10 protein-coding genes are annotated in these 12,813 nt (G+C 69.6%); 6 read left to right on the top strand and 4 right to left on the bottom strand.

Annotated features, from left to right (window positions below):
• Window positions 1-1,392, top strand: a complete 1,392-nt coding sequence (locus OG246_RS21985) for an MFS transporter (protein WP_266466100.1) — start codon at window positions 1-3, stop codon at window positions 1,390-1,392.
• A gap of 244 nt (window positions 1,393-1,636) precedes the next feature.
• Here OG246_RS21985 and OG246_RS21980 read toward each other — a convergent pair whose 3' ends face one another.
• Window positions 1,637-2,245, bottom strand: a complete 609-nt coding sequence (locus OG246_RS21980; RefSeq protein WP_266466097.1) for a DUF1349 domain-containing protein — start codon at window positions 2,243-2,245, stop codon at window positions 1,637-1,639.
• A gap of 48 nt (window positions 2,246-2,293) precedes the next feature.
• Window positions 2,294-3,823 (bottom strand): aldehyde dehydrogenase (NADP(+)), encoded by a 1,530-nt coding sequence (locus OG246_RS21975; RefSeq protein WP_266466094.1) that lies wholly within the window; start codon window positions 3,821-3,823, stop codon window positions 2,294-2,296.
• A 132-nt stretch (window positions 3,824-3,955) separates the two neighbouring features.
• Here OG246_RS21975 and OG246_RS21970 point away from each other — a divergent pair, with 132 nt between their 5' ends.
• Window positions 3,956-4,729: an IclR family transcriptional regulator gene (locus OG246_RS21970; RefSeq protein ID WP_266466091.1), complete on the top strand. Its 774-nt coding sequence runs from the start codon at window positions 3,956-3,958 to the stop codon at window positions 4,727-4,729.
• 121 nt (window positions 4,730-4,850) lie between these two features.
• Window positions 4,851-6,299: a penicillin-binding protein 2 gene (locus OG246_RS21965; RefSeq protein WP_266466088.1), complete on the top strand. Its 1,449-nt coding sequence runs from the start codon at window positions 4,851-4,853 to the stop codon at window positions 6,297-6,299.
• 102 nt (window positions 6,300-6,401) lie between these two features.
• On the opposite strand, the gene OG246_RS21960 is transcribed toward OG246_RS21965, so the two are convergent.
• On the bottom strand, window positions 6,402-7,853 hold the full coding sequence (locus OG246_RS21960) for an NCS2 family permease (RefSeq protein ID WP_266466086.1): 1,452 nt from the start codon (window positions 7,851-7,853) through the stop codon (window positions 6,402-6,404).
• A 256-nt stretch (window positions 7,854-8,109) separates the two neighbouring features.
• On the opposite strand from OG246_RS21960, the gene OG246_RS21955 reads away from it, so the two are divergent.
• The 3 genes from OG246_RS21955 to OG246_RS21945 all read left to right on the top strand — a co-directional run bounded on the left by OG246_RS21955 (window position 8,110) and on the right by OG246_RS21945 (window position 11,384).
• Window positions 8,110-8,679, top strand: a complete 570-nt coding sequence (locus OG246_RS21955; RefSeq protein WP_266466083.1) for a SigE family RNA polymerase sigma factor — start codon at window positions 8,110-8,112, stop codon at window positions 8,677-8,679.
• A complete protein-coding gene (locus tag OG246_RS21950) occupies window positions 8,676-9,545 on the top strand; it encodes a hypothetical protein (protein WP_266466080.1) in 870 nt (289 codons plus the stop codon). The genes OG246_RS21955 and OG246_RS21950 overlap by 4 nt, the downstream gene beginning before the upstream one ends.
• A gap of 156 nt (window positions 9,546-9,701) precedes the next feature.
• Window positions 9,702-11,384, top strand: a complete 1,683-nt coding sequence (locus OG246_RS21945) for a rhamnogalacturonan lyase B N-terminal domain-containing protein (RefSeq protein ID WP_266466078.1) — start codon at window positions 9,702-9,704, stop codon at window positions 11,382-11,384.
• Between the two features lie 150 nt (window positions 11,385-11,534).
• Here the strand turns inward: OG246_RS21945 and OG246_RS21940 are convergent, their stop codons facing one another.
• Window positions 11,535-12,692 (bottom strand): right-handed parallel beta-helix repeat-containing protein, encoded by a 1,158-nt coding sequence (locus OG246_RS21940; protein ID WP_266466075.1) that lies wholly within the window; start codon window positions 12,690-12,692, stop codon window positions 11,535-11,537.
• Between the last annotated feature and the right edge of the window lie 121 nt (window positions 12,693-12,813).

The raw sequence follows: 12,813 nt of genomic DNA, 5'->3' as shown, positions 1-12,813 counted from the left end.
ATGTCGACCAACCAGACCACCGAAACCGGGTCTCCCGCTCATCAAGTCCATGACACAAAGGCCGAGTTGGGGCGCTCACCCGCTCCCTCCCCCGCCCTCACGCTCACCGCCGCCCTCCTCGGCTTCGCGTTGATCACACTTGACGCCTCGGTCGTCAACGTGGCGCTGCCGTCGATCGGGTCGACGCTCGGGGCCGGGATGTCGGGCCTGCAGTGGGTCGTGGACGCGTACACGCTGTCCTTCGCGGCTCTGATGCTGTCCACCGGGGCGTTCTCGGACCGGGCCGGGGCGAGCCGCGCGTACGGGATCGGGATCACGGTGTTCACTCTGGCGTCCGTGGCCTGCGGGCTCGCGCCGAGTCTGCCGGTGCTGGTCGGTGCGCGCGTCGTGCAGGGCGCCGCTGCGGCCGTGGTGCTGCCGGCCTCGCTCGCGCTGGTGCGGCAGGCGTACGCGGATGCCGCGAAGCGGGCGCGGGCCGTTGCCCTGTGGGCTGCGGGCGGGTCGGTCGCGGTGGCGCTCGGGCCGGTGGCGGGCGGTGCGCTGACCACGGTGTGGGACTGGCGGGGGATCTTCTTCATCAACGTGCCGTTGGGGGCGGTGGCGCTGACGCTCCTTGTCCGGGCGCCGCGTTCGGAACGCCGGCCCGCGCCGCTGGATCTGCCCGGACAGCTGGCGGCCGTCGTGGCGCTCACGGCGGTGACCTTCGCGGTCATCGAGGGCGGTACGGCGGGGGTGGTCTCGCTGGTGGTCGCCGTGGTCGCGGGTCCGGTCTTCGTCCGGGTCGAGGCGCGGCAGGCGCATCCGGTCGTTCCGCTGGGGCTGTTCCGCAGCCGGAACGTGAGTGTGGCCGTCGCGGCGGGGGCGGCGTGCAGCGTGGCCTTCTACGGCGTGGTGTTCCTCTTCTCCCTCTTCTTCCAGCAGGTCCAAGGGCGTTCGGCGCTGTATGCGGGGCTGATGTTCCTCCCGATGACCGGGCTCATCGCCGTCACGAACATCGCGGCGGGCAAGCTGGCGGGGCGGTTCGGGCCGCGCCTGCCGATGCTGCTCGGGCAGTCGCTGGCGGTGGTGGGGGTGCTGGTCCTGCTGTGCGTCGACGCGTCCACCCCGCCTGTGGTGGTGGCTGTGCTTCTCGTGCCGATGGCACTGGGGTGCGCGTTGACTATTCCGCCGTTGACGGCGTTGATGATGGATGCGGTGCCCTCCGACCGGGCGGGGCTGGCGGCGGGGGTCCTCAACTCGGCCCGGCAGGTTTCCGGGGGGCTTGCCATCGCTGCGTTCGGGTCGCTTGTGTCGGGGGGATTCGAGGCGGGGTTGCGGGTGAGTCTTGCACTCAGTGCCGGTTTGCTGGCGGCGACGGCGGTGGCTTCGGTGGGCTTGCGGGTGACGCGCTAGGGAGTTTTTCGCCCCCTCCGCCCCTACCCGTCCCTTGCTTCCTGGGGGCTCCGCCCCCAGACCCCCGCATCGCGCTGACGCGCTCGTCCTCAAACGCCGGACGGGCTGAAAGATCTCCCCCGGCCGAGGCGGAAGATTTCAGCGCCGGCCGGGGAAATATTCAGCCCCTCCGGCGTTTGAGGAGCGGGGGTTTGGGGGCGGAGCCCCCAAGGGACGGGAATGGGAAGGGGCGGAGGGGGCGAAATCAGCTTCCGTCCCTCAGGTCCCGCGGCCAGTTCCTCCGGAACTCGATCCCGTCGTACGTCACCACGCAGCCCTCCCCCATGGGGGACTGAGTCATGAAGCCGACGAGAGCCGCCCCGGTCTCCTTCTCGTCGCCCAGGGTGAAGAGGCGGACGAAGGTCCAGTGGGCGCCGTCACGGGAAGCGTGGAAGGCGAAGGCTCGGCCGGTGCGGCTGATGCGGAGCCAGACGGAACTGCCGTCGACGGTGAAGGAGTTGGCGTCGTCGGAGTGGCCCCGGGTGACCACCGTGCAGACAGTGGGGACATCGGGCGAGTACTCCAGGCAGAGCTTCGCCCAGGCCCGCTCCCCCACGTGGACGTAGAGCACGCCCGCGTCGAAGGACCCCGAGAACCCCACCGTGACCCGCGCGATCAGCTGAAAGTCGCCCTCCGGCGCGCCGAGCAGGCGAGGCGCGTCGGAGGCGGCGTCCAGGGCCTCACCGGTGGGCGGCACGAAGCGGTCCTGCCGCGCGCCCGCCCAGCCGGTGAGCACCCCGTCCTCGTAGGACCAGTGCCCGTCAGGCCCGTAGGTGCGAAGCCGGAACGGGAGTTCGGGAATTTCGACGTCCATCCGCCGAGTCTTCCAGGTCGTCCCTGCCATGTCCCGGGCGGCTCCCACTCAGCGTTCCAGCCGGCCGTCGTAACGGCGCGGCAGCCCCAGCGGATTGTCGTCCCGCAGCTCCGGCGGCAGCAGCGCCTCGGGCGCGTTCTGGTACGCCACCGGACGCAGCCAGCGCTCAATGGCCGTACCGCCGACGGAGGTCGAGGTGGACGTCGTCGCCGGGTACGGGCCGCCGTGGTGCTGGGCGGGGGCGACCGCGACGCCGGTCGGCCAGCCGTTGACCAGGACACGGCCGGCGAGCGGGGTCAGCTCGGCGAGGATCTCCGCGCCGCGCCCCTTGCCCGCCGCTTCCTCGGTGGAGAGCTGCACGGTCGCGGTGAGGTTGCCGGGGAGACGGGAGAGGACCGCGCTGGCCTCGGCCTCGTCCTCGTAGCGCGCGACCACGGTGAGCGGGCCGAAGCACTCCTCGAGCAGCAGGTCGTGCTCGCCCTCGGCGGTGAGCTTCTGCGCGGGCACGGTCAGGAAGCCGGGGCTCACCGTGTGCTCGCTGCCCGCGCCCGGGGTCACCGGGGCCTCCACGTCGGGGAGCTGGGCGCGCTCGGCGACCCCGGCGATGAAGTTGTCGCGCATGCGGTGGTCGAGCAGGACGCCCGCGTCGGTGTCGCTGACCGCGTCCGTGAGGGACTTGACGAGACGGTCGCCCGCCGCGCCCGCGGGGGCGAGGACGAGCCCCGGCTTCACGCAGAACTGGCCGACGCCAAGGGTCATCGAGCCCGCGAGCCCGGTACCGATGGCCTCGGCGCGCTCGGCCGCCGCGGCCTCGGTGACGACGACGGGGTTCAGGGATCCCAGCTCGCCGTGGAAGGGGATCGGCACGGGGCGCGCGGCCGCCGCGTCGAAGAGGGCACGGCCACCGCGTACGGAACCGGTGAAGCCGGCCGCCGAGACCAGCGGGTGCCTGACCAGCTCGACGCCCGCTTCGAAGCCGTGGACCAGGCCCAGGACACCCGCGGGGATGTCGTGCTGGGCGGCGGCCCTGCGCAGTACGGCCGCGACCAGCTCGGAGAGCCCCGGGTGGTCCGGGTGGGCCTTGACGACGACCGGGCAGCCCGCCGCCAGCGCGCTCGCGGTGTCGCCGCCGGCGACCGAGAAGGCGAAGGGGAAGTTCGAGGCGGAGTAGACGGCGACGACGCCCAGCGGCACCTTGTAGCGGCGCAGGTCCGGGATCGGCGGGGTCGCGGTGTCGTCGGGGTGGTTGATCACGACGTCGAGGAAGGCGCCCTCGTCGACGATCGTGGCGAAGGCCCGCAACTGGTAGCAGGTACGGGCGAGTTCGCCGGTGAGCCGGACCGGGCCGAGCGCGCTCTCCGCGTCCGCGGCCTCGACGAGGTGGTCCTTCGAGCCTTCGAGCAGGTCGGCGGCGGTGCGCAGGAAGGCGGCGCGTACCGTGCGGTCGGCGAGGGCCGGGCGCGCGGCGTGCGCGGCGCGGACGGCCTCGTCGACCTCCTGGGCTGTGGCCTCCACCGCAACCTGTTCCCGCTGCTTCCCGGTTCGGGGGTCGACACTCCAGACTGGTGCTGCTGCCACCGCGGGTCCCTCCAAGATGTGATGCCGCAGTTCTGTGTCACTCACCAGGGGCGTTCGATATGCTGAACGCCGTCTCTGATGGTGAATATGCTGTTGGAGACTATTTCCCGTCCAACGAAGGGGTCAAGGGCGATGTCGGCAGTCGAGACAGGCGGCGGGGCGCAGGTCAAGTCCGCGGTGCGGACCGTGGAATTGCTCGAGTACTTCGCCGGCCGGCCCGGTATGCACTCCCTCGCCTCCGTGCAGGAAGCCGTCGGCTATCCGAAGTCCAGCCTGTACATGCTGCTGCGCACGCTCGTGGAGCTCGGCTGGGTCGAGACGGACGCGACGGGCACGCGGTACGGCATCGGCGTACGGGCCCTGCTCGTCGGCACCTCGTACATCGACGGCGACGAGGTGGTCGCCGCGGCCCGCCCGACGCTTGACCGCCTCTCCGACGACACGACGGAGACCATCCACCTGGCCCGCCTGGACGGCACGAACGTCGTCTACCTGGCCACCCGGCAGTCGCAGCACTACCTGCGCCCCTTCACCCGGGTCGGCCGCCGCCTCCCCGCGCACTCGACCTCGCTCGGCAAGGCGCTGCTCGCCACCCACACCGACGAGCAGGTCCGCAAGCTGCTTCCCGAGACCCTGCCGGCGCTCACCGAGCACACGATCACCGACCGGGAGAAGCTCATCCAGGAGCTGCACCAGGTCCGGGAGCAGGGCTTCGCCGTGGACCGCGAGGAGAACACCCTTGGCCTGCGCTGCTTCGGCGTCGCCATCCCGTACCGGACGCCCGCCCGTGACGCGATCAGCTGCTCGGTGCCTGTTGCGCGTCTGACCCCCGCGCACGAGCAGATGGTCAAGGACGCACTGTTCGACGCCCGCGACCGCCTGACGCTGGCGACGCGGAGGCTGTGACCGAGGGAGCCCGCTCACGGACGGCGGGCTTCATGAAGGGCCTATGACTTCATGAACGGTCTATGAGAAATGCGGGCGGAAGGGAACGATTCCCTCCCGCCCGCTCGTCCTTCTGAGCGGGATGAACAAGACGATCAGGCGGTCCGCCGTCTTCACTCTGCTGCTCGTGCTCGCCCTGCTGGTCAGGGCGACATGGGTGCAGTTCTACGAAGGCCAGGCACTCGCGGACGACAAGGACAACCGGCGGAACGCGATCGAGCAGTACGCGAACCCGCTCGGGAACATCATCGTGGCCGGAGATGCGATCACCGGTTCCGCCGAGACGACGGGAGACCTCAAGTACAAGCGCACATACACGGACGGCAGTCTGTTCGCGGCGGTCACCGGCTACAGCTCGCAGGTGTACGGCGCCACGCAGCTGGAGGGCATCTACCAGAACCTGCTCGACGGCACGGACCTCCAGCTGAAGACCCCGCTGGACACGATCACGAACAAGCGCGCCGACCCGGGTGACGTGGTCACGACGATCGACCCGGATGTGCAGAAGGCGGCGTACGAGGCCCTCGGCGACAAGAAGGGCGCGGCCGTCGCGATCGACCCGACGACCGGCAAGATCCTCGCGGTGGTCTCCACCCCGTCGTACGACCCCTCGCAGCTCAGCGCGGGCGATTCGGACGCCTGGACGAAGCTGACCAAGGACGCCGACAAGCCGATGACGAACCGGGCGCTGCGCCAGCCGCTGCCGCCGGGGTCGACGTTCAAGCTGGTCGTCGCGGCGGCCGCGCTGGAGGACGGTCTGTACTCGGACGTGGACGCCAAGACGGACAGCCCGAACCCGTACACGCTGCCGGACACGACCACGGAGCTGGCGAACGAGAACGCGTCGGCGCCCTGCGAGAACGCCTCGATCCGGGTGGCGCTGCAGTACTCGTGCAACAACGTCTTCGCGAAGATGGCCGTCGATCTGGGCCAGGACAAGCTGAAGGCGCAGGCGGAGAAGTTCGGCTTCAACGACGAGTCGCAGGACGTGCCGGTGCGGGCGTACACCAGCGTGTATCCCTCCGACATGGACAAGTCGTCCACCGCGCTCACGGGCATCGGCCAGTTCGATGTGACCGCGACCCCGCTCCAGATGGCCATGGTGTCGGCCGCCATAGCGAACGACGGCAAGCTGGTTACGCCGCACATGGTGTCGCAGACCAGTGACTCCGACGGCAATGTGCTGACGAACTACGACGACAGCACGGAGAGCAAGGAGATCGTCAGCTCCTCCACGGCCGAGCAGCTCCAGTCCGCGATGCAGACGGTCGTCGAGGACGGCACGGGCACGAACGCTCAGATCTCCGGCGCGACCGTGGGCGGCAAGACCGGCACTGCCCAGCACGGCGAGAACAACAGCCAGACGCCGTACGCCTGGTTCACCTCGTACGCGAAGTCCGACTCCAACGACAAGGAGGTCGCCGTGGCGGTCCTGGTCGAGCAGTCGGACGCGGCCCGCTCGGAGGTCAGCGGCAACGGCCTCGCGGCGCCGGTGGCCAAGGCGATGATGCAGGCGGCGCTCAAGGACTGAGCAGCCACCACGTGTACGGAAGGGCCGCCCTCGCACCCCTGGAGGGCGGCCCTTCGCGTCACTTCACGCCGAACTTGCGCGTCACTTCACGCCGCACGCGCGTCACTTCACGCCGAACAGCTGCTCGAGCGGGTCGATCGCGAAGTACACCAGGAACAGCGCCGAGGCTCCCCACAGCAGCCAGTGCACCTCCTTGGCCTTGCCGAGGACGGTCTTGATCAGGACGTACGCCAGGAACCCGGCGCCGATGCCGTTGGTGATCGAGTACGTGAACGGCATCACCGCGATGGTCAGGAACGCGGGGATGGCGACCTCGTACTTGTCCCAGTCGATGTGCTTGACCTGGGTCATCATCAGGAAGCCGACCGCGACGAGCGCGGGCGCCGCGGCCTGCAGCGGCACGATCGTGAGCAGCGGGGTCAGGAAGAGCGCGAACGCGAAGAGCCCGCCGGTGACCAGGTTCGAGAAGCCGGTGCGGGAGCCCTCGCCGACACCCGCCGCCGACTCGATGTACGAGGTCGAGGAGGACGCCGAAGCCGCACCGCCGGCGACCGCGGCGGCGCCGTCGATGAGCAGCACGCGGCCGAGGTTGGGCACCTTGCCCTCCTCGTCGAGGAGGCCCGCCTCGGCGCTGATGCCGACGACCGTGCCCATGGTGTCGAAGAAGTCGGACAGGACCAGGGTGAAGACAAGGAGCACGACGGTGATCGCGCTGGTCTCGCCGAAGGCGCCGAACAGACTGAAGTGACCGAGCAGGCCGAAGTCCGGTGAGGCCACGATGTCGTCGGGGACCTTCGGTGTGGTCAGGCCCCAACTCTTGATGTCGGCGATGGAGTCGATGATGATCGCCAGGATCGTCATGCTCACGATGCTGATCAGGATCGCGCCCTTGACCTTGCGCGCGAGCAGACCGATGGTCAGCAGCACGCCGAGGCAGAAGACGAGGACCGGCCACCCGGAGAGCAGGCCCGTGCCACCCAACTGGACCGGCACGGTGGTCTGGGCGATGTCCGGGATACGGGTCACGAACCCGGCGTCGACGAAGCCGATGAAGGCGATGAAGAGGCCGATGCCGACGCTGATCGCCTGCTTCATCGGCTGGGGTATCGCGTGCATGACGGCTTCGCGCAGCCCCGTCACCACCAGCACGCAGATCAGCAGGCCTTCGAGGACGATCAGGCCCATCGCGTCGTCCCAGCTCATCAGCGGGGCGATCTGGAAGGCGACGACCGCATTGAGGCCGAGGCCCGCGGCGAGCGCGAGCGGGAGGTTGCCGCCGACGCCCATGATGATCGTCATGACCGCGGCCACCAGGGCGGTGGCGGTGGTCAGTTGGACGGTGTCGAGCTGGTGGCCGAACTTGTCCTTGGCGCTTCCCAGGATGATGGGATTCAGGACAAGGATGTAGGCCATCGTGAAGAACGTGGCGAAGCCGCCGCGTATCTCACGGCCGAAGGTGGAGCCCCTGGCGGAGATCTTGAAGAACTGGTCGATGCTGTTCGCCGGGGGTGGCGCGGCACTTGGCCGGTCGGCCACCTTCTGGGAATCGGACATGGCGATACTCCTCGTTGCCTGCGTGCTGGGTGTGCGGATGCTGGCTGGATTGTTCCCGTGTTGAACCTGTTTCAGGTTTTCTCCGTGTTACGGAATCGGGTTCGGCCCGCCATACGTTGTTCGAAGTCCTGTACGAGTGGCTGGTACGCTCTCGCATCTCGCCCCACAGGCACACCACTTCTTCACGGGTGACACAGGGGAGCCGTATACGTACGCGCCTTCACCGGCGCCGGGAGTCGCAGCGAGGAGAGGTCCCGTGGGCACTGTCGTCGACGACGCCGCCTCCGTGGAGTTCCACGCCTTCTTCGAGCGGCACTACGCCGAACTGGCCCGCCTGGCTTACCTGTTGACGGGCGAGCCGGACGCCGCCGACGATCTGGCGGCCGACGCGCTGCTCGCGCTGTGGCACCGCTGGGACCGGGTGCGCGCGGCGGACCATCCGGCGGCGTACGCGCGCGGCGTCGTCGCCAACCTGGCCCGCACCCGGATCCGCAGCGCGGTGCGCGAGCGCCGGCGGATCACCCTGTTCTGGTCGCAGCGCGACGACAAGACCGAGAACCCCGACATACCCGGCGTGGTGGATGTCCAGGACGCCCTGCGCAGACTGCCGTTCCGCAAGCGCGCGTGTGTCGTCCTGAGGCATGCTTTCGACCTCTCGGAGAAGGACACCGCGCTGGCCCTCGGCATCTCGGTCGGTACGGTGAAGAGCCAGACGTCGAAGGGCATCGCCGAACTGAAGCGGCTCCTCGGCACCGACGAGGCGCCGATGCGGGTGCACGTGGGAGTGCTGCCCACGACGGGTGGAGCCGGAGGAAGGGACCGATGAGGAAGGCGCAGGACGTGCACGACGAGCTGCGCGCCGGGCTGCGTGAGGCGGCCGAGGCGCACGAGCCCGACCGCGCGCGCATCCTGGCCCGGGTCGAGCGCGGGATGGCGGGCGAGGACGCCCGGCCCGTGCGGCGCGCGACGCGTCCGCCGGTGTTCGGCTGGGCCAGGGTCGTGAGCGCCACGGCCGCGGTCGCCGGCGTCCTCGCGGTGGGCGGCTACGCGGTCGCCTCGGCCGTGAAGGACGAGCCCCCGCAGCAGACCGTCGCGGTCTCACCGACGCCCGAGGTGTCGCCGGACGCGACGAGCCGCGCGCCGGTCCCGCCCGCTCCCACGACCGGTTCCGGTGCGTCGAAGCCGCCTCGGACGCCGAGTTCGTCCCCGTCGGCCACCCCGTCGCCGAAGACCTCCGCGCCCGCCGCGGACCTTTCGGCCGACGCGGGCAGCGAGGACGGGCCGCTGTGGTCCGACGGCTCGGTCGACCCGCACAGCAACGATTTCTGGGCGCAGAGCAATGTGACCCTCAAGACCTCGAAGCAACTCACCGCGCTCACCATCGAGTTGAAGGTCGCGCAGACCGGCGGGGTCACCAACGCGGGCGCCTGGCGTTCGGCGCCCGAGGACGACTTCGCGACGACGGTCGTGGAGAAGGACGGCTTCCTCGTCTACACCTGGGTGCTCAAGCCGGGCCACAAGGTCTGGCCCGGCGAGTGGGTGTTCGCGGGCCAGTACGACCACGACCGCGGCGGCCGCGACGCCAAGGACGACAGCTACGCGGCGACCGCCGGGACCGCGGACCAACAGCTGGACGTGGCGGGCGACTTCGCTGCACAGGCCGAGGACTCCGCGGCGGAGGGCGACTCGTAGGGAACTTCTGTAAAGAAGTCCGGAAGACTCGGCAACCCATTCCCCGGCAGTGGCGACCAGGAGACGCAAGGCCCTCCTCCCACTCAAGGAACACTGGTTCATGACTGCACGAGTTGAACCGCGCGTACCCCGCCGCTGCACGGCGGAGCACCGCCCATGAGCGCGCACAAGAGACATCTCACCCGGCGCCGCCTGCTCGCCGCGTCAGCCGTGGGCGTGGCCGGAACGGGCGCCGCGGTCGCGGCGGGCGCCGGCCTCCTCTCCTCCGCGTCCGCCGCGACCTTCGGCTACACGGACGACGGCTCCAACTACGTGATCACCACGGGAGCCTCGCTGGTCCTCAAGGTCTCCAAGTCCACCGGCGACATCACGTCGCTGGCCTACAAGGGCAAGGAGTACGAGGGCTACGGCGGCAGGCACTCGCACGTGGAGTCCGGGCTCGGCGCCTCCACCGTGACCATCAAGCTGTCCGGGTCGACGATCCTTGTGAAGGTGGCGCACGGTTCGATCACCCAGTGGATCGCGGCCCGCAGCGGCCAGAACAGCGTCTACCTGTGGACGGACAAGGCCGACGCGTCCTTCACGGCGACCCGCTTCATCGTCCGCCTCAAGGCCGGGGTCTTCCCCAACGAGGGCCCGGACTCCTGGATCGAGGCCTCGGACTCGGTCATCGAGGCCGGTGACGTCTTCAGGCGCGCGGACGGCACGACTCACTCCAAGCACTACTCGGGCAAGCGCGTCATCGACTACGACCACATCGGTTTCACCACCGGTTCGGCCGCCCTGTGGCTGGTCCGCTCCAATCACGAGAAGGCCTCCGGCGGCCCCTTCTACCGCTCGCTGCTGCGCCACTCGAACGACGGCGGAGCGGCGCTGTACGAGATCCTGCATTACAACCAGGCCCAGACGGAGCCCGAGCGCTACGGGCTGCAGGGCCCGTACGTCCTCAACTTCACGGACGGCGGCGCGCCCTCCTCGTCGCTGTTCCACGCGAACCTCGACACCTCGTGGGTGGACGGCCTCGGCATCACCGGCTGGGTGGGCAGGGCGGGCCGCGGCAAGGTGGCGGGCGTCGGCCTGAAGGGCATGGACGCGAAGTACGCGTACACGGTGGGCTTCGCCAACTCCGACGCGCAGTACTGGGCGAAGGCCGCGGCCGGCACGGGCGCCTTCTCCTGCAAGGGGATGCTGCCGGGGACGTACACCCTCACGGTCTTCAAGGGTGAACTCGCCGTCCACACCCGCCAGGTGACGGTGACCGCGGGCGGCTCGACGGCCCTGAACAGCCTCACCATCGGCAGCGATCCGAGCAGCGCGGGCACCATCTGGCGGCTCGGCGACTGGGACGGCACGCCCGGCGAGTTCAAGAACGCCGAGCTGATGACGTACGCGCATCCCTCCGACGCCCGAGCGGCCAAGTGGACGGGCAACGTCACCATCGGCGGCGGCGGCGAGGCCGCGTCCTTCCCGGCGTACATCTGGAAGGACGTCAACGACGGCATCCTTCTCTACTTCAAGCTGACCGCGGCGCAGGCCGCCGCCGCGCACACCCTGCGCGTCGGGGTGACGGACGCGTACATCAACGGCCGTCCGCGCGTGAGCGTCAACGACTGGGTGTCGGCCATCCCTTCGGCCCCCACACAGCCTTCGACGCGCTCGCTCACCACCGGTTCCTACCGGGGAAACAACCAGACGTTCGTTTTCAACGTCCCTACCAGTGCGTGGAAAACAGATGTCAGCCAGTACAACGTGCTGAAACTGAACGTGGTCAGCGGCTCGACGGGCTCGGCGTTCCTGAGCCCCGGCACGTCGTTCGACTGCATTGATCTGCTGGCCTGAGCCCCCCTCGGCCAAGCAGAGGAACGCCCCGCCGGTGACGACCGGCGGGGCGTTCGCCCTTTAGGAGCGCGGCCCCTTAGGGGCGCGGCCCTTTAGGGGCGCGGGGAACTGCGCGACCAGCCACATGCAGCCCGCAGCCTCAGAACCGGCCTAGTTCATGGTCGAGCCAATAGTGGTCGAGCCAGTAGTGAGAAACGTGGTCGAGGGGAGAGAACCGCTCGACTGCCGGGAGGCATAAGCGGTCGCGGCGTCCGTCGACTTGAACACAGGCGTCGAGACACCGCTGTCCCAGTTGTTGGCCGCGGACACGGTCGACGAACCGAGCTTGTCCAGGCCCCCCTTGTTGCTCACCGCAAGGTTCCGCGCGAGCCGCGCCTTCCCCGTGGCGAAGTAGAACCCCGCCTCCGTGTTGGCGTACGCGGTGTTGCGGTTCAACACGATCGCCCCGGTGTTGGAGTTCTCCGTGAAGCCGTTCAGCGTGTTGTCCCAGGCCGCGTTGTTGTTCACGACGTGCGCGACGGTGACGCCCCCGCCGCCCAGCTTGAAGCCGTTGCCGTTGCCCTCGAAGGCCGCGTCGCTCCAGCGGTTCTTGCCGTTGCCGAAGGCCCAGGAGTGGTCGATGGTGACCGGCGAGGAGAACTGCCACAGGTCGAGGCCGTCGTCCGAGTTGTTGTAGAGCCGGGCGCCAGTGATCTTGTTGCCGGTGCCGGACCCGAACTTGACGGCGATTCCGTCGGCGTTCTGCCCGTGCCCCGCGGCGTCGTAGTTGCCGTAACTGTCCAGGTTCTGCACGAGGTTGTTCGTCGTGCCGTCGCCGCGCAGGGTGAAGCCGGAGTCGCCGTTGTTCGCGGTGACGAGGTTCTTGAAGATGCCGCCGACGGACGAGGTGACGACGAAGCCCTGGGCGGGCGAGTTCTGCCAGGTGATGTTCTGGACGGTCCAGTAGTCGCCGTAGATGCCGGCGAGCCAGGAGCCGGCGGCCAGCTTGGAGCCGTCGATCTTCACCTTCTCGCTGCCGTACGCGGTGAGCGTGATCCGGGCCGAACTGGTGCCGTTCGCGGTGGACTTGAGGGCGTTCGCCGGGGTGTACGTACCGGCGCGCACCTGGATGGTCGTACCGGCGGCGGCGTTCGCGACGGCCGATTCCAGCTGAGCGGTGCTGGAGACGGTGACCGTGGTGCCCGCGGCCTGCGCCTCGCCGCTGTCCGAGAGGCCGAGGTAGACGCCACCCGCCCCCGCGGCGACGGCCACCGCGGCGGCGATCGAGAGTGTGCGGGTCTTGCGATGGCGTCCGATGCTCTGACGCACGGGGCGGTTCCTTTCCTGGGGAATGGGGGTGCGAAGCGGGCCGGAGGGGCCGCCCCGGCCCGCTTCTGTTCTCTGGTCGCCGCCGCGCCGGAAAGGGTTGCCGAGCCCCCGCGAAAACGAT

It is taken from the genome of Streptomyces sp. NBC_00620, from assembly GCF_026341825.1.
GTDB lineage: Bacteria > Actinomycetota > Actinomycetes > Streptomycetales > Streptomycetaceae > Streptomyces.
The sequence above is the reverse complement of the archived record's forward strand: the minus strand, read 5'-3'. Positions and strand labels throughout refer to the sequence as shown.

Bases quoted from the DNA above. Each gene is read 5' to 3' on its own strand.
- OG246_RS21970 (WP_266466091.1), top strand. From the start codon at position 3,956: ATGTCGGCAGTCGAGACAGGCGGCGGGGCGCAGGTCAAGTCCGCGGTG.
- OG246_RS21945 (WP_266466078.1), top strand. From the start codon at position 9,702: ATGAGCGCGCACAAGAGACATCTCACCCGGCGCCGCCTGCTCGCCGCG.
- OG246_RS21960 (WP_266466086.1), bottom strand. From the start codon at position 7,853: ATGTCCGATTCCCAGAAGGTGGCCGACCGGCCAAGTGCCGCGCCACCC.
- OG246_RS21950 (WP_266466080.1), top strand. From the start codon at position 8,676: ATGAGGAAGGCGCAGGACGTGCACGACGAGCTGCGCGCCGGGCTGCGT.
- OG246_RS21965 (WP_266466088.1), top strand. From the start codon at position 4,851: ATGAACAAGACGATCAGGCGGTCCGCCGTCTTCACTCTGCTGCTCGTG.
- OG246_RS21980 (WP_266466097.1), bottom strand. From the start codon at position 2,245: ATGGACGTCGAAATTCCCGAACTCCCGTTCCGGCTTCGCACCTACGGG.
- OG246_RS21985 (WP_266466100.1), top strand. From the start codon at position 1: ATGTCGACCAACCAGACCACCGAAACCGGGTCTCCCGCTCATCAAGTC.